The organism is Pseudomonas sp. R2-37-08W, assembly GCF_003851705.1.
Taxonomy (GTDB): domain Bacteria; phylum Pseudomonadota; class Gammaproteobacteria; order Pseudomonadales; family Pseudomonadaceae; genus Aquipseudomonas.
The window spans coordinates 2,473,103-2,497,563 of the sequence record NZ_CP027728.1 but is presented as its reverse complement, the minus strand read 5'-3'; the positions used below and the strand labels follow the sequence as shown (position 1 = coordinate 2,497,563).

Below are 24,461 nucleotides of genomic sequence, written 5' to 3'. Positions count from 1 at the left end.
CAGCGTCAGAGGGTGTAGGAGATTCCGACCTGCACCGTGCGCGGTGCGCCTGGGTAGGCGTAGATATTGCCGAACGCGCCTTCCTCATACTCGCGGTTGAACAGGTTTTTCACGTCCAGGTTCAGGCGTACCTGTTCGTTGACCTTGTAGTAACCCAGCAGGTCGACCACGGTGTAGGCGTCCATCGAGAAGGCGGTGTTGGCGGTCTGGCCGGCGCGCTGGTCGACGTATTTGCCGCCCACACCGAGGCCCAGGCCCTTGAGGGCGCCGTCCTGGAACTCATAGACGTTGAGCAGGCTGAAGCTGTTGCGCGGGATGTTCAACAAGCGCGTGCCGGAGCGGATGCTGTTGTCCTTGGTGACTTCGGCATCCACGTAGGCATAGCCGCCGATCATGCGCCACTCAGGCGTGAGGTTGCCCGCGACGTTGAGGTCAAAGCCTCGGCTGCGCACTTCACCTGCGGCGACGCTGAACGTGTTGATCACCGGGTCGGTGGTCAGTACGTTTTTCTTGTCGATCTGATAGATCGAAGCGTCGACGCTCAGTTGGCGGTCCACGGATTCCCACTTGATCCCCATCTCATAGGACTTGCCCTTTTCCGGCGCGAAGCCACCGCCTTCGCGGGCCGCACCGGTGTTCGGCTTGAACGAACGTGCGGCGTCGGCATACACCGCGACGGTATCGGTGAGGTCGTAGATCACACCGACACGTGGGGTGACGGCGTTTTCTGCGCTCTGGAAGGGGTTCACGCCGGGCACATAACTTTCGTAGTCATGTTCAAAGCGTTCGAAACGTGCACCGGCCAGGACTTTCAAGCGCTCGGTCAGGGCCACCTGGTCCTGCACGAAGGCCGCGTAGGTCTTGAGGTTTTCCTTGTCATGCGTCGGCGTGCGCGTCAGCGGCGGGCGAGCCTGGCCGTAGACCGGGTTGAAGATATCGATCGGGTAAGTGCCCGAGGCGGCGCTGGAGCGCTGGATGATCGACTTATAGTCGTAGTCTTCGTACTCGATGCCGGTCAGCAGCGTGTGCTCGAAACCAGCGGTGGAGAAATGCCCGGTCAGGTTGAGCTGATAGTCCTTGTCGGTCCACTTCAGCTTGCGGTAGTTGAAGTTGCGCTGCAGCGTGCGACCATCGGCACCCAGGCCGTTAGCCTCGATTGCGTTGCCCTTCAATGTCCCATCCAACCACTGGAAACCGCCGCCCAACGTCCAGTTGTCATTGAGCGCATGCTCGAAACGCAACTGCGCCATGTTGTTGTCGTTATGCAGCTTGCCCACGTCCTTGTCGCCCCAGAACGTTTCGCGCGACGGCGTGCCGCGCTGATTCGGGTAACGCGTCAGGCCACGGTCCAACGGGGCATTGTTGCGCATGAAGTCGCCTTCGAAGATCACCTTGGTGTCATCGCTGGCCTGCCAGGTGAGTACCGGTGTCACGCCGTAGCGTTCGGTCTCGACGTGATCGCGGAAGGTGTCGCCGCCCTCGCCCACCACGTTCAGGCGATAGGCCAGGCGGCCTGCTTCGTCCAGCGGGCCGGAGGCATCCAGGGTGCCGCGCTTCATGCCTTGGTCATTGACTTGGCTGCCCAAGGTGACGCTGCGTTCGGCCAGCGGCTGCTTGGACACCACGTTGAACGTGCCACCGGGGTCGCCACGGCCGTAGAGCATGGTCGCCGGGCCGCGCAACACCTCGAGGCGCTCGATGGTATTGGCATCCGGCATGTTCGGGTAACCGCGATTGATCGGGAAACCGTTGCGGTAGAACTCACCGGTGGTGAAACCGCGCACGGTGAAGGTGGTCAGGCCCTGTCCACCGAAGTTGTTGGCGCGCCCGACCCCACCGGCATAGTCAAGGGCATCCTGCAGGCGCGTTGCGCCGATGTCCTCGACCACATCCCTGGACACCACGCTGATGGACTGCGGGGTTTCATGAATCGAGGTGTCGGTGCGCGTCGCACTAGCTGATCGCGTGGCGTGGTAGCCCTGCACCGGGCCCTGGGCTGACTCGAAATCCGCAGTGGCGGTCACATTGGTTGCTTGCAGCTCGATACCGGCCTTTTCAGCCGGGGACTCTTCTGCCCAGCTAAAAGGGGAAAACGCCTGAAGCACACAGATGGAAATCAGGGTACGACGCATGGATGTTGAACCTAGTGAATGAGCCAGATGGGGCGGCAAACCTGCCAAGAATTCGCCGCGCATAATATATCAACGCATTCGCGTTTGACATCCATTCTCATTTGTTATTTTTCGCGTATCGCCTTTGTATCGATTGGCTCGGTATTCCTGATGTCCATAAACCAAATGTGGGAGGGGGCTTGCCCCCGATAGCGGTGGATCAACCAGACAATCTGGCACTGACCCACCGCCATCGGGAGCAAGCCCCCTCCCACAGTTTTACCAAGTCGCTACGCAGTCGCTAGCTCAGCGATAACGTTCCAACCAATGCGCATAAGGCGCCGGCAAGGTCCAGGACGACTTGTCCACGCCCAGTTCCTTGGCCGCAAAGTACGCCCAATGCGGATCAGCCAGGTGCGCGCGGCCCACGGAGACCAGGTCCAGATGCCCGGCCTGCAGCGCGCTTTCGGCCAGTTGCGGGGTACCAAAGCCCCACGCCGACGTCACCGGAATACCGGCTTCACGGCGCACACGTTCGGCAATCGGGCCCATGAACGCCGGGCCCCACGGAATGTTGGTGTCGGGAATGGTGAACCCGACGCTGACGCTGAGCAGGTCCAGACCACCGGCCTTGAATCGGCGGGCCAGTTCGATGGACTCGGTGAGGGTCTGCTCATCACGGCCGTCGTACTCGATCACGCCGAAGCGGGCGGTGAGCGGCAGGTTTTCCGGCCAGACTTCACGCACGGCGGCCAGGGTTTCCAGAAGGAAGCGGCTGCGGTTGTCGAAGCTGCCACCGTAGGCGTCGGTACGCTGGTTGGAGTGTTCGGAGAAAAAGCTCTGGCCCAGGTAACCATGGGCGAAGTGCAGCTCGATCCATTCAAAACCGGCGTCACGCGCACGACGGGCGGCGTCGACGAAGTCTTGCTGGACGCGGGCAATGTCGTCCAGGGTCATGGCACGCGGTACGTTGGGCAGGTTCGCGCCGAACGCAATAGCCGACGGGGCGATGGTTTCCCAGCTACGGGCATCGGAGGCCGGGATGTGGTCGTCGCCTTCCCATGGACGGTTGGCGCTGGCTTTGCGACCGGCGTGGGCAATCTGGATACCGGGGACGGAACCTGCAGCCTTGATCGCCTTGACCATCGGCACGAACGCCTCGGCATGGGCATCGCTCCAGATACCGGCGCAGCCTGGGGTGATACGCCCCTCCGGCGCGACGGCAGTGGCTTCGACCACCAGCAGACCGGCACCGCCACGGGCCATGCCGGCCAGGTGCACGTGGTGCCAGTCATTGACCATGCCGTCGTCGGCCATGTATTGGCACATCGGCGGGATGGCAATGCGATTGCGCAGGGTTACGTCTTTGAGTTTGAACGGTTCGAACAAAGCGGACATCAGATACTCCGGATAAGCGTGCGTGATTCGATAGTTCGATGGTAATCGAACTATGGTATTCAACGCTACCCCCCTGTTATGATCCGCGCCATGCGAGCCTTCAAACACCCTACCCCGCAAGAGCTAACACTTGAGCGCGTGCTCTACGCCCTCAGCGACCCCGTGCGCCTGGACATCGTGCGCTGCCTGGCAAGCGTGCCGGAAGCCACGTGTGGCGAACTGGACGGCGGGCGCCCCAAATCGAGCATGTCCCACCACTTCAGGGTGTTACGCGATGCGGGCCTGGTGAACACCCGCAATGTCGGCACCACCCACATGAACTCGTTGCGTCGCGAAGAGCTCGAAGGTCGCTTCCCCGGATTGCTGGCGAGTGTGCTTGCCCAGCGCTGAACACCGGCCCCTGCGCTTCAGGCCGTGACCGGCCGCAGCGGCGCGCCATCCAGATGCACACAGTCCTTGCCGTTGCGCTTGGCGCCATACAGGTTTTTGTCGGCTAACTTGAGCACCGTCGACAATTCGTCACCTGCCGAAAAGCGCGCCATGCCAGCACTGCACGTGTAGTTGTGCGGCGGGGCGACGCTGCAGCGGATCGCCTGCAACAAATCCAGTACAAACTGGCCGGCCAGCGCCGGGTCATCGCCCTGCAACAACACGCCGAACTCCTCCCCACCGATGCGTCCAAAGCTGTGGCTGCCTTTGGCGTTTTTCAGGCAGAGCGCCATGGCGCGCAAAATCTTATCGCCGACGTCGTGGCCGTACAGGTCATTCTTGGCCTTGAAGCTGTCGATATCCAACATGATGAAGTAGCCGCCCTGGCCACTGTCGAGCAACTTTTCGAAGCTTTGCATGAACGCGCGTCGGTTGAGGATAGAGGTCAGGTAATCGGTCTCGGCCAATGCGCGAAACTCACTTTCCACCAGCAACACCGAACGCAGGTTCTTCAAGTATGAGTAACTCAGGATGAAACCGATCGACACCGACGACGCGCAAAATATCAGCAGATAACTTTGGGTTGCGGCATAGAGTTCGGCCTGCATCGGCGACCACAGGATAAGCCAGACCGACAGGGCGCCGACCAGATAATCCTGGACACTGATAAACAGGATCGCGCTGCCGACCACCAGCGTGACGGCCAGGGGCAAGCCGTAGATACGCAGTGGCGGGTTCAAGTGAATGATGTAGGCAAACCCTACCGACAACAGCACGATATAGATCACCCCCAGCAACCGCCACAACAGGAAGTTCGTCGTCAGCGAATGAACACGGCACACAACTAACAGGCCGAGGGTGACGCTCAACACATACGGGTCGAACAGCATGGCCTGGATCAAGCCGATACCAATCCAGGCGATGATGCCTATCCATTCGGCTTGCGTTACCGCAGGCGACAGCAACCGGCGCATCCTGGGCCTTAACTTCAAGTGAGCAGGCATCCCTACGCTCCCATTTCAATAGCATGCAGGCCAACCGCAAATGAAAAGGCCATGAACCGCTTTACCAGGCTGACAAAGGGCGGCAAAACTTCCAGCCGGGTCTTGGAGTGCGCTTTGAAATAGCCTTTTTCCACGCCCTCCTGCACCATTCGGATAATGTGGGTCTTGGACACCGACAGTTGCTTGGCCAATGCCAGATACGAAGATGACCTGAACGTTGCCCGATCATTTTCCGGCGCAAAGGCATCGTTATAAATGGCCAGCATCAACAGGTGCCCGGCGTCCCGTTTAACCAGCCAGTAACACTCGGGCAGCAATACATCGACCGTGAGGTCGGCGTCGAGAATGATGGCAAACCCCTTGAAGTAAAGGGCCAGGAAACCGCGGTCATCCAACTCACGCAATTGTTGAAAAATCGCCCTCTCGGGGTACAGCCGCGCCAACGACTCCGTGAGCGAGGTCAACATCAGGCGCGCTTCACGGCAGGCTTCGTCCGAGGGCGCGTACACCCTGAAGCGACTGTCTTCGGGGTGCGGCGCAACCTCCATGAAGCCCAGCGCACGAAACAACAGAAAGATCGATTCCAGGCTGTTTTTCGAACAATACCTGCGCGTCACGCACAGGTTTTTAACTTCGGACAACAACGGCAGCGGTGTGGCGAAGTACTCGCTCAATAACGCAAACGACACCATCAAACGGCTGTATTTAAGTGCACTCTTATAGAAAAACGGTCGTCTGGAATAGGGCACGAGCAGCACGTGGTAATGCGCTCTCAAGCACGATTCAAAATCCCTATGACGTTCGAGCGCTTGCGCGGTATTACACATAGCCGACTTCAACGAACTGACATGCATGAAAGAGCCCTGATCATCCAACTTGATTCCACTGATCTCAGCTACGAAATCCCTGCAGCCCGGCCCCAAAACAAATCACGTGGTAAACCCTGCGGTTAATGGCTTTTTGCCTCGGCGCAATGTACAGCGATTGCCGCGCCAGACGACATCAGTACCAAAGTTGTTCCAGATTTCCCGAACCGGGTCCCGTCAGGCGAACCTTCACCCGTCTACGGCGTCGTAACCTGGCACTGTTGCCAACCGCACGCCGCGAGGTTCTCGTTTGAAAGCTGCCCTTCTCAAGAAATACCGCCTGATCATCAAGACCATGGGCTATGTGGGCTGGGCCCTGTTCTGGCTGTTGCTGTGGGATATCGCCGTCACGGTGGATTTCATGCTGTTCCTCAACTCCAAGATCAACCTGCCGCTGATGCCCCTGACCTTGCTGGGTTCGGCACTGGTGGTGCTGATCAGTTTCCGTAACAGCAGCGCCTACAACCGCTGGTGGGAAGCGCGCACCTTATGGGGCTCGATGGTCAACAACTCGCGCAGCTTCGCCCGCCAGGTACTGACCCTGCTGGACGATCCCGACAGCGAAGTGAACCCGATCAAATCCACGCTGTTGCGCCGTCATGTGGCCTATGTGAATTGCCTGGCCGCGCACCTCAAAGGCGAGCCCTGCCCGGAGGAAGTGCGCGCGTTCATCCCTGACGCGGAATTCGCCCGCAATGGCGCCACCAACAACTTCGCCAACGACATTCTCACCGGCTCAGCCGCGTTGCTGGCCCGGGAGTACAAGGCCGGTCACCTGGACAGCATCCGCCTGGCGCGGTTGGAGTCGACGCTGGTGGACCTGTCCAATGCCCAGGGCGGCATGGAGCGGATCGCCAACACGCCGCTGCCCTACCCCTATGTGTATTTCCCACGGCTGTTCATCTCGCTGTTCTGCCTGATCGTGCCCGTGGGCCTGGTGGAATCCCTTGGCTGGTTCACGCCGCTGGCGTCCACGGTGGTGGGTTTCATGCTGCTGGCCATCGAACGCATCGGCACCGACCTGCAAAGCCCGTTTCGCTCCAGTGAACATCAGATTCAAATGGAAGCGATCTGCGAAACCATCGAGAAGAACCTGCAGTCGATGCGCCGTGACGCCCTGGCCGGTGACCAGATCGGCTGATTGCCCCCCTCCCCTCAAGTGCCAGCGCCCTCGGTCGATATACCGAGGGTAAGCATGACCATGTCCTCATAAAACGCATGCGACGCACAGCACGACCGTTTTCTCCCTTGCCAAAACTATAAATACCCGCGGGTGAAGTCATGAATATCAAGCAGAAGCTGACATGGGCGTTTGCGGCCATCGCGTGCCTCCCGGTCATCCTGGTCGCGATGATCGTGGTGCTGAATGTGCGCGAAGGCGCCCTCGCCAACTTTCTCGACAGCAGCGGCCGCGAGATCCGCCAGATCGACAATGGCATGAAGCAGTTTTTCGACGGCATCAGCCAGAACGTCGAGTACGTGGCCAAGGACCCGCGCGTTATCGCGGCCAAGGACCTGAAGAGCTACGCCAGCGCGGACGCCGCGCAAATCCCGCTCACACCAACCAACACCGAACTGCTGGCGATCTTCGACCAGTTCGCCAAAAGCCATCCCAGCACTGCCTACCTGTCCCTGGGCCTGCGCGACGGCGGCTACGCCAGCTGGCCGGACGACACCAAACTGACCAACTACGACCCACGCGTGCGCCCCTGGTACCAGGCGGCCATTGCTGCGCCGGGCAAGACCGTGCGCACCGGTGCCTATTACTGGGCACCGGACGATGTGGTGCTGATCGGTACCGTGCATACCGTCGCCGACACCACTGGCAATATCCTTGGCGTGGTCGGCCTGGACGTGTCGCTCAAGCAGCTCACCGAACTGGTGCGCACCATCAAGCTGGGCGACAGCGGCTACCTGATGCTGGTGGAGGCCGACGGAAACGTGCTGGTGGATCCCAGCGATGCCAAGCATAACTTCAAGCCCCTGGCCAGCTTGGGGCCGAACTACGCCGAACTGGCCAAGGACGGTGATGGGGTGACCGAGGTGAACATCGACGGCGTGGCCTACATGGCCAACGTGGTCAGTTCCAAAGACCTGGGCTGGCGCTTTATCGGCCTGATCAAGCGTGACGAAGTGATGGCCGGCGCCACCCGCCTGACGTGGTTGATCGCTGCCATCGCCGCCGTCCTGGCGCTGGTGTTCGCCATCGTCGGCGCCAGTTTCGCCCGCGTGATCGTGCGCCCGATTCGCGGCGTGGCCGACGGCCTGCAGGAAATTGCCGAAGGTGAAGGCGACCTCACGCGCCAGCTCAAGGTGCAGGGCAAGGACGAAACCGCCAGCCTGGCCGGTTGGTTCAACCAGTTCCTGAGCATGATCGCCCAGCTGGTGCAGCGCATCGGCAACGCATCCTCAGACCTGCAAACCGCCGCCGCCGACACCCGTGAAGTCGCGCACAACATGAACCAGGCCGCCGGCCGCCAACGCGAAGCCGTGGAACTGGTGAGCACCGCCTTCAACGAAATGGTGGCCACCGCCAATGAAGTGGCGCGCTCGTGCAGCGCCGCCGCGTCGAGTGCCGACGAAGGCTATCGCGACGTACACAACGGCCAGCAGCACATCGGCGAAGCCACCGGCAGCGTGCTCAAGCTCAGCGAAGACCTGCAGAAATCCACGCAGACCATGCAGTTGCTCGAACAAGACAGCCAGAACATCAACGCCATCCTCGATACCATCCGTTCGATTGCCGAACAGACCAACCTGCTGGCGCTTAACGCTGCGATTGAAGCCGCACGCGCCGGCGATCAGGGCCGAGGGTTCGCCGTGGTCGCCGACGAAGTCCGCGCCCTCGCCCGCCGCACCGCCGACTCCACCGGCGAGATCGACAGCCTGCTGGGCAATCTTGCCCGCCGCACCAAGGAAGTCACCCAGCAAATGCAAAGCAGCCTGCAGGGGTCGCACACCAGCGTGGAACGCATCCAGCAGGCCCGCGACAGCTTCGACAAGATTCGCGGTTCGGTGGACTCGATTCGCGACCAGAACACCCAGATCGCCACCGCCGCCGAAGAGCAGCACCAAGTGGCCGAAGAGATCAACCGGCACATCGCACAGATTCATGCCGATGCGCAGTTGGTTGAAGAGTTTGCGCATACGGCGCAGAGCGGGTCGGGGCGTTTGACCGACATTTCCGGTCAGCTCAACGGCCTGGTGGGCCGCTTCAAGTTCTAAAGCCAACGCAGATACAAATGTGGGAGGGGGCTTGCCCTAATGCCAGTCAGTTAAGGCTTTTTGTAGGAGCGAGCTTGCTCGCGAAAAACTCACAGGCACCGCGTTTATTCAGGAAGCACGCGTTATCGTTGACGTTTTTCGCGAGCAAGCTCGCTCCTACAGACGGTGGTGTACGCTTAACTGACTGGCATTAGGGCTTGCCCCCGATAGCAGAGTGTCAGTCACTGCATCTGTGCCTGAAACACCGCCATCGAGGGCTTGCCCCCTCCCACATTGGCCTGCGCCCATCATCGCAGCATCGGTAACAGTCTATTGCGCTGCGCAATGTACTAACTGGTTACTTATCTTGCTAAAATCGCGCTTTGCCCTCTCTCACTCGAGTCTTTTCGACATGAAACGAGCATCGCGCGCCGCTGGCGTCTCACGTTTTCTTCTGCTGGGCCTGGGCGTGATCATCGCCCTGCTCGGCCTTGCGCTCGCTGTCGGCGGCGCCAAACTGGTCAGCCTGGGAGGTTCCTGGTACTTCCTGGTCGGTGGCGTGGTCATGGCCATTGCCGGGCTGTTGATTGCCCGGCGCAAGCCGGCGGGCGCCTGGTGGTTCGCCGCGTTTCTGGTCGGCACGGCCGTCTGGGCCGTGGCCGATGTAGGCCTGGTGTACTGGCCGCTGTTCTCGCGACTGTTCATGTTCGCGGTGATCGGCATCGTGGTTGCGCTGGTCTATCCATTGCTGGTCGGCAAACCGGCGCGCGGCGCGTATGGCGTTGCTGCCGTGCTGGCGCTGGGCGCGGCGGTGGCGGCGGGCAATATGTTCGTCGCTCACCCAAGCGTAGCGCCGACCGGCGCCGGCCCTGGCATCACCCCGGTGGCTGCGGCCGATGCCCAGAAAGACTGGGCACACTACGGCAACACCGAAGGCGGCAGCCGCTTCGCCGCGCTGGACCAGATCAATCGCGACAACATCGACAAGCTCAAAGTCGCCTGGACCTACCGCACCGGTGACGTTGCCATCAGCGACGGCAACGGCGCAGAAGACCAACTCACGCCCCTGCAGATCGGCAACAAAGTATTCATCTGCACCCCGCACAACAACCTCATCGCGCTGGACGCCGACACCGGCAAGGAGCTGTGGAAGAACGAGATCAATGCCCAATCGGCGGTCTGGCAGCGTTGCCGTGGCATGGCGTATTTCGATGCCAGCGCGCCGATTGCCCAGCCGACCCAACCCAACAGTTCGCCGGTGATCGCCGCCAGCGTGCCCGCCGGTGCGCAATGCCAGCGGCGCCTGCTGACCAATACCATCGATGCACGCCTGATCGCCGTGGATGCCGACACCGGCAAATTCTGCGAAGACTTCGGCAACCACGGCCAGGTAGATCTGAAAGCCGGGCTGGGCAATGTCCCGGACAGCTACTACCAATTGTCTTCCGCGCCGTTGATGGCCGGTACCACCGTGGTGGTGGGCGGACGCGTGGCCGATAACGTGCAGACCGATATGCCGGGCGGCGTGATCCGTGGCTTCGATGTGATCAGCGGCCAGATGCGCTGGGCTTTCGACCCTGGCAACCCGCAAGACAAGCAGGCGCCAGCCGACGGCAGCACCTATGTGCGCAGTACGCCCAACAGCTGGGCGCCGATGTCCTACGACCCGCTGATGAACACGGTTTTCCTGCCGATGGGCAGCTCATCCACCGACATCTACGGTGTTGAGCGCACCGAGCTCAATCATAAATACGGCGCTTCGGTACTGGCGCTGGACGCCTCCACCGGCGCAGAGAAATGGGTGTACCAGACGGTCCACAATGACCTGTGGGACTTCGACCTGCCGATGCAACCGAGCCTGATCGATTTCACCCCGCCAGGCAGCGACAAGGCGGTACCCGCGGTGGTAATCGGCACCAAGGCCGGGCAGATCTATGTGCTCGACCGCGCCACCGGCAAGCCGTTGACCGACGTGCAGGAAGTGCCGGTGAAAGCCGCGAACATTCCCAACGAGCCGTATTCCCCCACCCAGCCTAAATCGGTGGGCATGCCGCAGATCGGCGCGCAGACCCTGACCGAATCGGACATGTGGGGCGCGACGCCCTATGACCAGTTGCTGTGCCGCATCGACTTCAAGGGCATGCGCTACGATGGCCTGTATACCGCGCCGGGCACCGATAAATCCCTGAGTTTCCCGGGCTCTCTGGGCGGCATGAACTGGGGCAGCATTTCCACCGACCCGGTGCACGGCTTTATCTTCGTCAACGACATGCGCCTGGGCCTGTGGATCCAGATGGTGCCGTCGCAGAACAAGGCCCTGGCAGCGTCCGGGGGTGAAGCGCTGAACACCGGCATGGGCGCCGTGCCGCTCAAGGGCACGCCGTATGCGGTGAACAAGAACCGCTTCCTGTCGGTGGCCGGCATTCCGTGCCAGGCGCCGCCGTTCGGCACCTTGACCGCCATCGACATGAAGACGCAAAAAATCGCCTGGCAAGTACCGGTCGGCACCGTTGAAGACACCGGCCCCCTGGGCATCCGCATGCACCTGCCGATCAAAGTAGGCCTGCCGACCCTCGGCGGTACGCTGTCGACCCAGGGTGGCCTGATCTTCATCGCCGGCACCCAGGACTTCTACCTGCGCGCCTTCAACAGCGGCAACGGTGATGAAATCTGGAAAGCCCGCCTGCCCGTTGGCAGCCAGGGCGGCCCGATGACCTACGTGTCGCCGAAAACCGGCAAGCAATACATCGTCGTCACCGCTGGCGGTGCGCGCCAGTCCACCGACCGTGGCGACTACGTGATCGCCTACGCCTTGCCGTAACCACCCTCTGTTCGCGCGGTGCGCCCGCACCGCGCTTTGTGTCTGGAAATCCCCCATGAACCCTACTTCTCATATCGCCCTTGGGCGCCTGGTGCTGGGCCTGGCCTTTGCTGCCGCCCTGCCCGTCCAGGCCGACGACACCACCCTGACCGGCGACTGGGGCGGCCTGCGCCGTGAACTCGACGAACGCGGCGTGCGTTTTACCGGCGACTACAGCGGTGAGACCGCCTACAACGCCCACGGCGGCCAGCATCGCTCGGCGCGCTATTCGCAGAATCTCAAACTCGGTGCGCAGTTCGACCTGGGCAAGCTCTACGGTTTCACCCATGGCGACCGCATCCAGCTGACCGTCAACGATCGGCGCGGCAACAGCGCCTCCGATGACCTGGTGGGCAACCGCCTGCCGATCCAGGAAAATTATGGCGGCCTGTATACGCGCCTCACCGAACTGAGCTATGAGCGCACGCTGTTCACCCCGGCGCTCAACATCAAGCTCGGCTACATGGCCATGGGCAATGACCTCGGCGGCCTGGACAGCGGCATCCTGTGCAATTTCATGAACGCCGGTTTCTGCGGGCATCCGCTGGACATGTCGGGCGGCAGCGGCTGGGCCAACTACCCGAACGCGCACCTGGGCGCCCGCGTGAAATACGACTTTTCGCCGAGCTGGCAACTGCGCGTGGCGGCGTTCAATGTCGACCCGTCCAGCAACGGTAATTCCAGCCGCGCCTGGCACCTGGGGCCCAAGCACACCACCGGCACCGTGGTGCCCATCGAGCTGATCTACACACACGCCGGCAGCCTGCCGGGGGAATACAAGCTGGGTTATTACTACGACAGCTCCGATGTGAAACGCATCGACAGTGATAAGGAGGTCAGCGGTCGCGGCGGCCATTACCTGTTGATCGACCAGGCCGTGTGGGCTTCCCGGTCATCCCAGGGCCGCAGCCTGCACGCCTTCGGTCAGTATTCGGCGGCCAGCGAGGCGGCGTCACCGTTCAGCAAGTGGTATGGCGCCGGAGTGGTGCTGTACAAACCGTTCGAGGGCCGCCCGCATGACACCATCGCCCTGGGCTATGGCCGCGCAGTGCCGAACCCGCGCAGTCGCGACGTACAGGCGCTTGCGGCGTTCAATGCCGACCGGCCCTACCCTGGCCTCGACAGCGCCGAGCAGTTGATCGAACTCAGTTATGGCTATCAGGCCACGCCCTGGCTGACCCTGCGGCCGGACGTGCAATACATCATCGAACCCGGCGCGTTTTCCGGGCAGAGCATCGACAATGCACTGATTCTGGGTTTGCAAGTCAAGGCGGTGTTCTAAGCCGCGCCTTGCTGGTACTGCCTCGGCGTACACCCGTACTCACGACGAAACACCGTGTGCAGGTATTGCGCCGATGTAAACCCGCAGGTCTGCGCGATATCGGCAATCGCCAGCGCCTGGTTTTCCAGGCCCTTGGCGGCGGCGGCGAGTTTGAAGCGCAGGATCTCATCGTGCACGCTGCACCCGCGCACCTTGCGAAAGTGCGACTCCAACGATGAACGCGACACCCCGACATACGCCGCCACCTGCGCGGTCTTGATGCCCTGGCACGCATACTGGCGAATGAACAGCAGGGCCTGCATCACATAGGGATTGCCCAACGGTTGATGCAGGCTGGAGGCCTGCACGTTGATCGCGTCCGGCGGCACCAGCACCTGCGTACCTGCACAGGGTTTGCCATGCAGCATCTGGTGCAGCAGCGCGGCGGCGGTGCGGCCCATGGTCTCGGTGCCCTGGATCACCGAACTGAGCGGCACCCGCGTCAGGGTGCGGGTCAACGGGTCATTGTCGATACCGATCAGCGCCACTTCCTCAGGCACTGCAATGCCCGCCGTCAGGCAAGCTTGCAGCAGTTGCCGGGCGCGGGCATCGGTCACCGCAATAATGCCGATGGGCTTGGGCAGGCTGTGCAGCCAGGCAATCTGCTGCTCCACCGCGCTGTCCCATAACGGCGCGCTGGTACCCAGGCCACGGTACACCTCGACGTGCAGGCCATCGCGCTGCATCAAGCGGCGAAACGCCTTCTCACGCTCCTGGGCCCAGCGATTGGCCTGGGCTTCGGGCAGGCTGAAACAGGCAAACCGCGTCAGCCCGGCCTCGATCAGGTGCTCGTAGGCCAGCTTCATCAAGGCGTGGTTATCGGTCGCCACATAGGGAATGCCCTTGGGGTATTGGCCGGCGTCCTCATACGAACCGCCCACCGCCACCACCGGTAGCCGACTCCCGGCCAACGCCTCGCCGATCAGCGGGTCATCGAAGTCGGCGATGATGCCGTCGCCCTGCCAACGCTCGATGCCGCGCAGACGGCAGAGAAAATCTTCTTCCAGAAACAAATCCCAGGACGCGCGGGTGCTGCTCAGGTAATTGCCGATGCCGGCGATGATGCCACGGTCGTAGATTTTGCTGCCGTTGAAGAGCAAGGCGATGCGGTGAACGGGCGGTAGGGTTTTCATTGTTTTTGTCCTGGGGCCAGTTGAGACAGACTAGACCTGACTGCACAAAATCGCACCATCCCTTGGTGATTTTCATAATCAGCAGCCCCAGTGCCGTTGCTAGTATCCAGGCACCGCCAAGAACAATAAGGAAAACGCCATGCCGTACTTCCCCGGTGTCGAGCAGATTCGCTTCGAAGGCCCTGCCAGCGATGCCCCTCTCGCCTTTCGCCACTACGACGCCAACAAGTTGATCCTCGGCAAACCCATGCGTGAGCACCTGCGCATGGCCGCCTGTTACTGGCACACCTTTGTGTGGCCGGGTGCGGATATGTTTGGCGTGGGCACCTTCAAGCGACCGTGGCAGCGCAGCGGTGACCCGATGGAGTTGGCCATCGGCAAGGCGGACGCGGCCTTCGAGTTCTTCTCCAAGCTGGGCATCGATTACTACAGTTTCCACGACACCGATGTGGCGCCCGAAGGCAGCTCGCTCAAGGAATATCGCAACCACTTTGCGCAGATGGTCGATCACCTGGAGCGTCATCAGGAACAGACCGGTATCAAGCTGCTGTGGGGCACCGCCAATTGCTTCAGCAACCCGCGGTTTGCCGCCGGTGCCGCGAGCAATCCCGACCCAGAGGTGTTCGCCTACGCCGCTGCCCAGGTGTTCAGCGCGATGAATGCCACGCTGCGGCTCAAGGGCTCCAACTATGTGCTGTGGGGCGGCCGTGAAGGCTATGAAACCCTGCTCAATACCGACCTCAAGCGCGAGCGGGAACAGCTCGGCCGGTTCATGCGCATGGTGGTGGAACACAAGCACAAGATCGGCTTCAAGGGCGACCTGTTGATCGAGCCCAAGCCCCAGGAGCCGACCAAGCACCAGTACGATTACGACAGCGCCACGGTGTTCGGCTTCCTGCATGAGTACGGCCTGGAACACGAGATCAAGGTGAACATCGAGGCCAACCACGCGACGCTGGCCGGGCACAGCTTTCATCATGAGATCGCCACCGCCGTGTCCCTGGGGATTTTCGGCAGCATCGACGCCAACCGTGGCGACCCGCAGAACGGCTGGGACACGGACCAATTCCCCAACAGCGTCGAGGAAATGACCCTGTCCACCTATGAGATTCTCAAGGCCGGCGGGTTCAAGAACGGCGGCTACAATTTCGATTCCAAAGTCCGCCGCCAGAGCCTGGACGATGTGGACCTGTTCCACGGCCATGTAGCGGCTATGGATGTACTGGCCCTGGCCCTGGAACGCGCGGCGGCGATGGTGCAGAACGACCGGCTGCAGCAGTTCAAGGACCAGCGTTATGCCGGCTGGGACCAGCCGCTGGGCAAAGCCGTATTGGCGGGCGAGTTCAGCCTGCAATCCCTCGCCGAACACGCGTTTGCCAACGAACTGGACCCGCAGGCCGTGAGTGGGCGGCAGGAGATGCTGGAGGGTGTGGTCAACCGGTTTATCTACACCTGACTGTGGCGAGGGAGCTTGCTCCCGCTGGGTCGCGAAGCGGCCCCGTCTACAGGTTCTGCGGTTTACCTGATATACCGAGGTGTCTGGTTTTGGGGCTGCTTCGCAGCCCAGCGGGAGCAAGCTCCCTCGCCACAGTGTCTTTCCAACAACAATAAAAGGACGCACCACCATGAAGTCATTCAAACGTACCCTGCTCGCCACCGCCCTGGCCCTGCTCGCCCTGCCGGTGATGGCCGACTCGGCGCACCCGAAAATCGGTTTTTCCATCGACGACCTGCGCCTGGAACGCTGGTCCCGAGACCGCGATTACTTCGTCGCGGCGGCGGAAAAGCTGGATGCCAAGGTGTTCGTGCAATCGGCCGATGCGAACGAGCAGAAGCAGATCTCGCAGATCGAAAACCTCATCTCCCGTGGCGTCGACGTGATCGTTATCGTGCCGTTCAATGCCACGGTGTTGACCAACGCGGTCGCTGAAGCCAAGAAGGCCGGGATCAAAGTCGTGTCTTACGACCGGCTGATCCTCAACGCGGACATCGACGCCTACATTTCCTTCGATAACGAAAAGGTCGGCGAAATGCAGGCCAACGGCGTGCTGCAAGCGGCGCCCAAGGGCAATTACTTCCTGCTCGGCGGCGCGCCCACCGACAACAACGCCAAGGTGCTGCGCGAAGGCCAGATGAAAGTGCTGCAGCCGGCCATCGACAAGGGCGATATCAAGATTGTCGGCCAGCAGTGGGTCAAGGAATGGAACCCCACCGAGGCGCTGAGCATCGTCGAGAACGCCCTGACCCGCAATAACAACAAGATCGACGCCATCGTCGCCTCCAACGATGCCACCGCCGGCGGTGCGATCCAGGCCCTGGCCGCGCAGAAGCTGGCAGGCAAAGTGCCGATTTCCGGCCAGGATGCTGACCTGGCGGCGATCAAGCGCGTGATCGACGGTACCCAGACTATGACCGTCTACAAGCCGCTCAAGTTGATCGCCACCGAGGCGGCCAAACTGTCGGTGCAGTTGGCGCGCAATGAAAAGCCCACCTACAGCTCGCAATACGACAATGGCAGCAAGCAGGTCGACACCATCCTGCTCACGCCGACGCCGCTGACCAAGGCCAACATCGACGTGCTGGAGAAGGACGGGTTCTACACCAAAGAGCAGATCGCCGGGCAATGACCGCTATGGCCGCCGACTACCTGCTGCAAATGAACGGCATCGTCAAAAGCTTTGGCGGTGTCAACGCCCTCGACGGCATCGACATCAAGGTACGGCCGGGGGAATGCGTCGGCCTGTGTGGCGAGAACGGCGCCGGCAAATCCACCTTGATGAAGGTGCTGTCGGCGGTCTACCCGTATGGCACCTGGGAGGGCGAGATCCTCTGGGACGGGCAGCCGCTCAAAGCCCAGTCGATCAGCGAAACCGAGGCCGCCGGCATCGTCATCATCCACCAGGAATTGACCCTGGTGCCCGACCTGTCGGTGGCCGAGAACATCTTCATGGGCCACGAGCTGACCCTGCCCGGTGGGCGCATGAATTACCCGGCGATGCTGCACCGCGCCGAGGCGTTGATGCGCGAACTCAAGGTGCCGGACATGAACGTCGCGCTGCCGGTGTCGCAGTACGGCGGCGGCTACCAGCAACTGGTGGAGATCGCCAAGGCCCTCAACAAACAGGCGCGCCTGCTGATCCTGGACGAGCCCTCCTCGGCCCTGACCCGCTCGGAGATCGAGGTGCTGCTCGACATTATCCGCGACCTCAAGGCCAAGGGCGTGGCCTGTGTGTATATCTCGCACAAGCTCGATGAAGTGGCCGCCGTGTGCGACACCATTACAGTGATTCGCGATGGCAAGCACATAGCGACCACCGCCATGGCCGACATGGACATCCCACGGATCATCACGCAGATGGTCGGCCGCGAGATGAGCAACCTCTACCCCACCGAACCCCACGAGGTGGGCGAGGTGGTGTTCGAAGCGCGCAACGTCACCTGCTACGACGTCGACAACCCCAGGCGCAAACGCGTCGACGATATTTCGTTTGAACTCAAGCGCGGTGAAATCCTCGGCATCGCCGGGCTGGTGGGCGCCGGGCGCACGGAACTGGTGTCGGCGCTGTTCGGCGCCTACCCCGGCCGCTACAGCGCCGAGGTATGGCTGGAGGGCCAGGTGATCGACACGCGCACACCGCTCAAGTCGATTCGCGCGGGGCTATGCATGGTGCCCGAGGACCGCAAGCGCCAGGGCATCATTCCCGACCTTGGCGTGGGCCAGAACATCACCCTGGCGGTGCTCGACACCTACGCCCACCTGACCCGCATCGACGCCGAGGCCGAACTGGGCAGCATCGATCAGCAGATCGCCCGCATGCACCTCAAGACAGCCAGCCCGTTTCTGCCGATCACCAGCCTGTCCGGTGGTAACCAGCAAAAAGCCGTGCTGGCGAAAATGCTGATGGCCAAGCCCAAGGTGCTGATCCTCGATGAGCCCACGCGCGGGGTGGATGTGGGCGCCAAGTATGAGATCTACAAACTGATGGGCGCGCTGGCGGCCGAGGGGGTGTCGATCATCATGGTGTCGTCGGAGCTCGCTGAAGTGCTCGGCGTGTCCAACCGCGTGCTGGTGATCGGCGACGGCCAGTTGCGGGGTGATTTCATCAATCAGGGGCTCACCCAGGAACAGGTGCTCGCCGCTGCGCTCAGCCAAAACAATAATGATCGGAAGACCGCGTAGATGAATCAGGTCAAACACCTTTTCACCCGCTACAAAATGCTCGCCCTGGTGATCGCCGTGGCGTTCATCTGGCTGTTTTTCAGCTGGCAGACCGACGGCGGCTTCCTCACGCCGCGCAACCTGTCCAACCTGCTGCGGCAGATGTCGATTACCGGGATCCTGGCGTGCGGTATGGTGCTGGTGATCATCAGCGGCGAAATCGATTTGTCGGTGGGTTCGTTGCTCGGTTTGCTGGGTGGGTTGGCGGCGATCCTGGATGTGGTGTACCACATCCCGCTGCTGGCCAACCTGAGCCTGGTGGCGTTATGCGGTCTGATGATCGGCATGGCGAATGGCTACATGACCGCCTACCTGCGCATCCCCTCGTTCATTGTCGGCCTGGGCGGGATGCTGGCGTTTCGCGGGATCTTGCTGGGCATCACCGGCGGCACCACCATCGCACCGGTGTCGCCGTCGCTGGTGTACGTCGGCCAAGGGTACCTGCCGCACACCGTGGGCATCGGCCTGGGTGCAGTGCTGTTCGCGCTGACCCTGTTCCTCACCTGGAAACAACGGCGCAACCGCGCCCTGCATGGCCTGGCCGCGCACTCTCTGATGCGCGACGTACTGCGCGTGGTGCTGATCGGCGCGGTGCTGGCCGGGTTTGTCACCACCCTCAACAGCTATGACGGCATTCCGGTGCCGGTGTTGCTGCTGCTGGTGCTGCTCGGCGTGTTCAGCTACGTCACCAGCCAGACCGTGTTCGGCCGTCGCGTGTATGCGGTGGGCAGCAATATGGAAGCCACGCGGCTGTCCGGCATCAACGTGCAGGCGGTGAAACTGTGGATCTTCGGCATCATGGGCGTGATGTGCGCCCTCGCCGGCCTGGTCAACACCGCCCGCCTGGCCGCCGGTTCACCGTCGGCGGGCAATATGGGCGAGCTGGACGCCATCGCAGCGTGCTTCATCGGCGGCACCTCGATGCGCGGCGGGTCGGGCACGGTATATGGCGCCTTGCTCGGGGCATTGGTGATTACCAGTTTGGATAACGGCATGTCGATGCTGGATGTGGACAGTTATTGGCAGATGATCGTGAAGGGCAGCATCCTGGTGCTGGCGGTGTGGGTGGATGTGAGTACAAGGGCGGGACGCCGGTAAACCTTTGGGAGGGGTGTAGAACCGTAGACATCGTTTACATCTGAAACCGGGGACATCGTTTACACATTTGAGGCTTGGACGCGGGTCATACCTCGCCCAAGCCTTCCCAGGGGATAATCACACAAGTACAAATCCCAAACATCATCCTCAGCCTCTTTAAGCCCTATCTGCTCCCCTGACAGCGCCTCGCTGATAAATACCAACTTGCCGTTCCACTTGATCGACCCGTCCTGTCTGACGCTTCGAACCTTCATTTCGGACGGATACTCCACATCCGGCAAGCATCCTGGGTAAATCCGGGTAGACGGCACATACACGTCCCCTGGACGCTTCATGCCGAGCGCTTCATGAGGGCGCACGTAATTGAACTCATGCCTGAAATGCTCCAGCAAAAGCTGCTGCTCGATTAAGTTTTCTCCTAAGGGCAGCTCCAGTTTCAAGCTACGGTGCATCCGCTCATGGCGACCATTTTGGGCCGGTCTTCCTGGCATGGTGCGCTCCGGATAGATGCCCAGACGTATCCACCAAACTGCCAGCGTGGACATTCTTGCCAGGCCAGGAGAGGCAAACGGAACACCGTTGTCCGACCGAATAACTTCGGGCATGCCGTACTCCTCAAACAGTCTCTCAAAGGCGTGTTTAACAGGTTCAGTCTTGATCTTTGAATGAGCCCTGCACGCCAAAATCATCCGGGACGCGTGGTCTGTGATGGTCAAAGGGAAGCACATCTGCGCGTTATGCATTTTGAATTGCCCTTTGTAGTCGGCGCACCATGTCTGGTTAGGTTCGTTGGCCTCGCGCATTGCTACAGGGGAAGTACCGTGTCTGCGCTTGAAGCGCCGCTTTTGGACGAGCCCAAGTCGATCAAGCCATTGGCCTGCTGTACTTGGGGAAGGCCAGGCGATGGAGGGATCTTCAAGTCGCAATAGCTCGAGAAGCTTCTTCGGACCCCATTTATCGTGCGCCTCCTTCATCGCCACCACACGGGCCAGGATTTCATCGTCGGTTTTATTGGGGCTGTTGTGAGGGCGTCGGGACAGTTCGGCTAAAGACTTTAAATCGCCATTGTGCCGGCCGATCCATTTGTCGACGGTAGGCCGACTTACGTTAAAGCGGCGCGCCAGCTGGCTTTTGGTGTAGTTACCAGAAAGCCAGTCAGCGACCAGTCTGATTCGTTGATTCATCGGAGACTCTTGGTTCCAGGGCATGATCAGTTACCTCCTGATCATGCGTATTAACCTGTAAACCATGTCCCCGGTTAGAAATGTAAACGATGTCCCCGGTTTGTACCGGGGCAAGCCCCCTCCCACAGGTATCTGCATTACAACTTGGCGCCTGTTCAGGATGTAACCACTCGATTGTCCAGCGAGTGCCTGCCCCTCACAAAAAGCCCCTGCCTGAACGCGGTTAAAACTGTGGGAGGGGGCTTGCTCCCGATGGCGCAGTGCCAGTCGATATCCATTCAACTGACACACCGCTATCGGGGCATAGGTATCTACACAACTTTGGCACGGCCCTGAACCTGTGACGGCTCAGGAGCCGAAGCCTCTCTAGCTGATACCCCGCGACCTAAATGTGGGAGCAACTGTCTTAATGGATTCAATTCAGAAGTCATTTCTCATAGGCAGCAAAGCTCCCACAGCCTTTGGCCGTGCGATGTTGAACGAAATAGCTGCTACCGCGCTAAGCGGTGCGCTCTATCCATTCAGTACGGTCGCGCAGCATCGCGTTCAGGCGTACCAACAAAACGCGCATACAGGCGATCAACGCGACTTTGGCGCATTTCCCTTTATCACGTAGCGCCTTATATCGAGTCCCGAATTCTGGCTGGTCCCGGATGACCACCCAACAGGCCATGTAAAGTGAGCGACGAGCTGAAAACCTTCCGCCACTGATATGACGTGCACCTTTATGCCTTCCGCTGTCGTTGTTGTACGGAGCGAGTCCCGCTAATGCTGCGATAGGGCGTCCGCCAATTTCTCCCAGCTCGGGCAGGTAAGCCATAAGACTGGTGGCAGTAACCAACCCGATGCCTTTGACTGAACACAGTCGAGCCACCTTTTCGCTATCTAGCTCGTTCGCACTTTGACGAATTAGTTGATCTATCGCCTCCACTGCCGTGTTCAAATAGTCGATATGGCTCTGCAATGCAGGCTTTACCGCATCGCAGGAAGCAGTTTTCAGGCGTCGTCTGTCGTCATCTCTTTGCTGAACAAAATGTTCCCGCTGCTGGACCAACGCGCGCAGCTTGTCGTGTTCCGGGCTTGTGATTCGGGCACTTGGCGAGTCTAGAATGGCTGCATAGTGCGCCAGAGACTTTGCGTCTATCGGGTCGGTTTTGGCTTTTTGACCCATCGCTCTGGAAAACTCTTTGGCGCGACGGGGGTTAACGCACATAACCTCAAGGCCGGCAGCCTGGGCCGCTTTGACGACTTTGCGCTCGTAGCCGCCCGTGGCTTCCACCAACACGCGATTAACCTGGTAAAGCATTAGCCAACCGATCAACGCCGGTAACTCTCTTTCAGTGTTGGAACAGCTTACCCCAGCCTCAAGTGAATGAATCCGAACCTCAAGACTGTCTTTGGAAACATCAATGCCTGCAGAACAGGAAAACATGGCCAAATCCTCTTACACTTAGAGTGAGAGCGCTCTGGCTTGGCCCACGCTTGTAACTGTTCGAGGTGGGCTCGTTCAACTGTTCGGGCTCATGTCCAGAGCGGAGAGGTGAGTAGCAGCGTGGGCTCCCACACGTGCTTTAAGCACTCGGGGCATTCAGCTTGCTACTCACCGCTCTCACCCTCAGTCTAATCCTGACTCAAGACACAAGGGGGCTTGCTCCCGATGGCGGCCTGACAGCCGACCAGGATGCTGGATCAGGGCGAGTACATATCCGTTGCTGCGGTAACGGCTGCTATGGGTTCCGCCCTTACGGCGTCTCACTTTTGAAAAGCGCAAAAGTAAGCAAAACGCTCTTGCCCCACCACTCGGCACCTCGCCCAGGCTCGGTGTGCCCGTAATCCGACATTGATTTGGGGGGCCGCCGCCACGCGCCATCCATGGCGCGGGGCGGCTAAACCGGCATCCCTGCCGGTTTACCCCCAAATCACTGTCGAATTGCGGCCAGCGTGGTTTAACGGGGCGCTTAAGATCAAGAGCAAGATCAAGAGCGGCTCGCTTCGCATCGTGGTTACTGTTGGCTGCTACAAAGTTGTGTAGATACCTATGCTCATCGGGGGCAAGCTGAACTCCCACATTGTCCTCATTTTTCCTCGGGGGGGTGATCGCCAAGGCTAGCAACGGGGGATGATCGTTCCCACGCGGGAGCGTTGCGGTCAATCCTTCTCGACCAGAGCAGTGTTGCCGTCCCATCCGCCACCCAGCGCCGCAATCAATTGCACGCTCGCCACCAGCCGCGACTGCAGCAAGGTCAATACCGTGCGCTCGTTGCTCAAGGCCGTCGCCTGCACGGTGACCACGTCCAGATAAGCAATCAGCCCCGCTTTGTACTGATTTTCGGTCAACCGCAACGACTCGCGGGCAGCCTCCAGCGCTTCGTTGCTGACCACCGCTTCGTCCGCCAGCACTTTGAGCTGCACCATGTAGTTTTCCACTTCGCGGAACCCATCCAGCACGGTCTGACGGTACTTGGCCACGGTCTCGTCGTAACTGGCCACGCTGCGGTCGACTTCCGCCGAGCGCTGGCCGCCGTCGAACAAGGTCATGGCCAGCTTCGGGCCCACCGACCAGAAGCGGTTCGGCAGGCTGATCCAATCTGCATAGGTGCTGCTGGAATAGCCCCCCGCCAGGCTCAAGGTCAAGTCGGGGTAATAGGCAGCCTTGGCTACGCCGATATTGGCGTTGGCCGCAATCACCGAGCGCTCCGCCGACGCAATATCCGGGCGACGCTCCAACAGGTGCGACGGCAGGCCGACGGGAATCTGCGGCAGTGCCGGGATATCTTTGCTCACGGCCAGGCTGAAATTGGCCGGCGCTTCACCGATCAATACCGCAATGGCGTTTTCCAGTTGCGCGCGCTGCCAGATCAGGTCGATCAGGCTGGCCTGGGTGGTCTTGAACTGGGTTTGCGCCTGGGCGATGGCGTCCTTGCCGGCCACACCGGCGCGGTATTGGTTTTCGGTCATTTGCAGCGAGCGCTGGTAGGTGTCCAGCGTGGCTTGCAACAAGCGTGTCTGTTCGTCCATGACCCGTAACTGCAAATAGCTCTGCACCAGCTCCGACTGTTGGCTCAGGCGCATTGCGGCCAGGTCGGCCGAGCTGGCCTCGGCGCTGGCTTCGTTGGCCTCCAGGCCCCGACGCAATTTGCCCCAGATATCGGCTTCCCAGCTCACCCCCAACTGCGCATTGAGGGTGTCGCGAATACCACTGCTGGAACTGCTGAGGCTGGCGCTGCTGCTACCGGTGCCCTGGCTGGCGCGGGTTTTACCGACGCTCAGGTCGACGCTGGGGTAAAACGCCCCGCGAGCACTGCGTACCAGTGCCTGGGCCTGGCGAAAGCGCGCCTCGGCCTGGGCGACGGTCTGGTTGGAGGTGTTGAGGCGCACCACCAGGTCGTTCAATTGGCGGTCGCCGTACAGCTCCCACCATGCGCCACGGGCCAGGGAATCGCTTGGATTGGCCTGGCGCCAGCCCTGGGCTTGCTTGAATTGTGCCGGTTCGACCACGGTCGGCCGCTGGTAATCAGGACCGATGGCGCAGGCGCTGAGTAGCACACCAGAGATAACCAGGGTAAGCACCCTCATACCCTTGCCGAGACTCGCGCTGTGGCGAGGGAGCTTGCTCCCGCTGGAGGGCGGAGCA

General features: G+C 60.9%; 16 protein-coding genes and 2 pseudogenes. 10 read left to right on the top strand and 8 right to left on the bottom strand.

Annotated features, from left to right (window positions below; genetic code table 11):
• Window positions 1-5: 5 nt before the first annotated feature.
• Both C4J93_RS11640 and C4J93_RS11635 read right to left on the bottom strand, forming a co-directional pair.
• Entirely contained in the window at window positions 6-2,132 is a 2,127-nt protein-coding gene (locus C4J93_RS11640) for a TonB-dependent siderophore receptor (RefSeq protein ID WP_124429374.1), read from the bottom strand.
• A gap of 285 nt (window positions 2,133-2,417) precedes the next feature.
• A complete protein-coding gene (locus C4J93_RS11635) occupies window positions 2,418-3,509 on the bottom strand; it encodes an NADH:flavin oxidoreductase/NADH oxidase (RefSeq protein ID WP_124370414.1) in 1,092 nt (363 codons plus the stop codon).
• A gap of 90 nt (window positions 3,510-3,599) precedes the next feature.
• Between C4J93_RS11635 and C4J93_RS11630 the strand changes: the two genes are divergently transcribed.
• A complete protein-coding gene (locus C4J93_RS11630) occupies window positions 3,600-3,899 on the top strand; it encodes a helix-turn-helix transcriptional regulator (RefSeq protein ID WP_124429373.1) in 300 nt (99 codons plus the stop codon).
• 17 nt (window positions 3,900-3,916) lie between these two features.
• Here the strand turns inward: C4J93_RS11630 and C4J93_RS11625 are convergent, their stop codons facing one another.
• Together C4J93_RS11625 and C4J93_RS11620 are read right to left on the bottom strand one after the other, a co-directional pair.
• The gene (locus C4J93_RS11625) at window positions 3,917-4,942 is read right to left on the bottom strand and encodes a GGDEF domain-containing protein (RefSeq protein WP_124429372.1); all 1,026 of its coding nucleotides are present in this window, start codon (window positions 4,940-4,942) and stop codon (window positions 3,917-3,919) included.
• Window positions 4,943-4,944: 2 nt separating this feature from the next.
• Window positions 4,945-5,796: a hypothetical protein gene (locus C4J93_RS11620; RefSeq protein ID WP_177412812.1), complete on the bottom strand. Its 852-nt coding sequence runs from the start codon at window positions 5,794-5,796 to the stop codon at window positions 4,945-4,947.
• A 262-nt stretch (window positions 5,797-6,058) separates the two neighbouring features.
• Between C4J93_RS11620 and C4J93_RS11615 the strand changes: the two genes are divergently transcribed.
• The 5 genes and pseudogenes from C4J93_RS11615 to C4J93_RS11600 all read left to right on the top strand — a co-directional run bounded on the left by C4J93_RS11615 (window position 6,059) and on the right by C4J93_RS11600 (window position 13,154).
• Window positions 6,059-6,949 (top strand): bestrophin family protein, encoded by an 891-nt coding sequence (locus tag C4J93_RS11615; protein ID WP_124362462.1) that lies wholly within the window; start codon window positions 6,059-6,061, stop codon window positions 6,947-6,949.
• A gap of 140 nt (window positions 6,950-7,089) precedes the next feature.
• Window positions 7,090-8,121 (top strand): annotated as a pseudogene (locus C4J93_RS27680) (cache domain-containing protein); the annotation flags it as partial.
• Window positions 8,122-8,496: 375 nt separating this feature from the next.
• Window positions 8,497-9,033 (top strand): annotated as a pseudogene (locus C4J93_RS27675) (methyl-accepting chemotaxis protein); the annotation flags it as partial.
• 391 nt (window positions 9,034-9,424) lie between these two features.
• Complete coding sequence (locus C4J93_RS11605; RefSeq protein ID WP_124370402.1) at window positions 9,425-11,833, top strand: glucose/quinate/shikimate family membrane-bound PQQ-dependent dehydrogenase; 2,409 nt, start codon at window positions 9,425-9,427, stop codon at window positions 11,831-11,833.
• 55 nt (window positions 11,834-11,888) lie between these two features.
• Entirely contained in the window at window positions 11,889-13,154 is a 1,266-nt protein-coding gene (locus C4J93_RS11600) for a carbohydrate porin (protein WP_124429370.1), read from the top strand.
• Here C4J93_RS11600 and C4J93_RS11595 read toward each other — a convergent pair.
• Window positions 13,151-14,326: a XylR family transcriptional regulator gene (locus tag C4J93_RS11595; RefSeq protein WP_124429369.1), complete on the bottom strand. Its 1,176-nt coding sequence runs from the start codon at window positions 14,324-14,326 to the stop codon at window positions 13,151-13,153. The two genes, C4J93_RS11600 and C4J93_RS11595, sit on opposite strands and share 4 nt — an antisense overlap.
• A gap of 139 nt (window positions 14,327-14,465) precedes the next feature.
• On the opposite strand from C4J93_RS11595, the gene xylA reads away from it, so the two are divergent.
• The 4 genes from xylA to C4J93_RS11575 all read left to right on the top strand — a co-directional run bounded on the left by xylA (window position 14,466) and on the right by C4J93_RS11575 (window position 19,643).
• Window positions 14,466-15,782 (top strand): xylose isomerase, encoded by a 1,317-nt coding sequence (gene xylA / locus C4J93_RS11590; RefSeq protein WP_124429368.1) that lies wholly within the window; start codon window positions 14,466-14,468, stop codon window positions 15,780-15,782.
• Between the two features lie 169 nt (window positions 15,783-15,951).
• Window positions 15,952-16,953 (top strand): D-xylose ABC transporter substrate-binding protein, encoded by a 1,002-nt coding sequence (gene xylF, locus C4J93_RS11585; RefSeq protein WP_124370398.1) that lies wholly within the window; start codon window positions 15,952-15,954, stop codon window positions 16,951-16,953.
• Entirely contained in the window at window positions 16,950-18,506 is a 1,557-nt protein-coding gene (gene xylG / locus C4J93_RS11580; RefSeq protein ID WP_124429367.1) for a D-xylose ABC transporter ATP-binding protein, read from the top strand. Before xylF ends, xylG begins: the two co-directional genes overlap by 4 nt.
• A complete protein-coding gene (locus tag C4J93_RS11575) occupies window positions 18,507-19,643 on the top strand; it encodes a sugar ABC transporter permease (protein WP_124406941.1) in 1,137 nt (378 codons plus the stop codon).
• A 59-nt stretch (window positions 19,644-19,702) separates the two neighbouring features.
• Here the strand turns inward: C4J93_RS11575 and C4J93_RS11570 are convergent, their stop codons facing one another.
• The 3 genes from C4J93_RS11570 to C4J93_RS11560 form a co-directional block, all read right to left on the bottom strand.
• Complete coding sequence (locus C4J93_RS11570) at window positions 19,703-20,851, bottom strand: DDE-type integrase/transposase/recombinase (RefSeq protein ID WP_124429366.1); 1,149 nt, start codon at window positions 20,849-20,851, stop codon at window positions 19,703-19,705.
• Window positions 20,852-21,326: 475 nt separating this feature from the next.
• A complete protein-coding gene (locus tag C4J93_RS11565; RefSeq protein ID WP_124369104.1) occupies window positions 21,327-22,259 on the bottom strand; it encodes a transposase in 933 nt (310 codons plus the stop codon).
• 716 nt (window positions 22,260-22,975) lie between these two features.
• Window positions 22,976-24,403 (bottom strand): efflux transporter outer membrane subunit, encoded by a 1,428-nt coding sequence (locus C4J93_RS11560; RefSeq protein ID WP_124429365.1) that lies wholly within the window; start codon window positions 24,401-24,403, stop codon window positions 22,976-22,978.
• Window positions 24,404-24,461 lie beyond the last annotated feature (58 nt).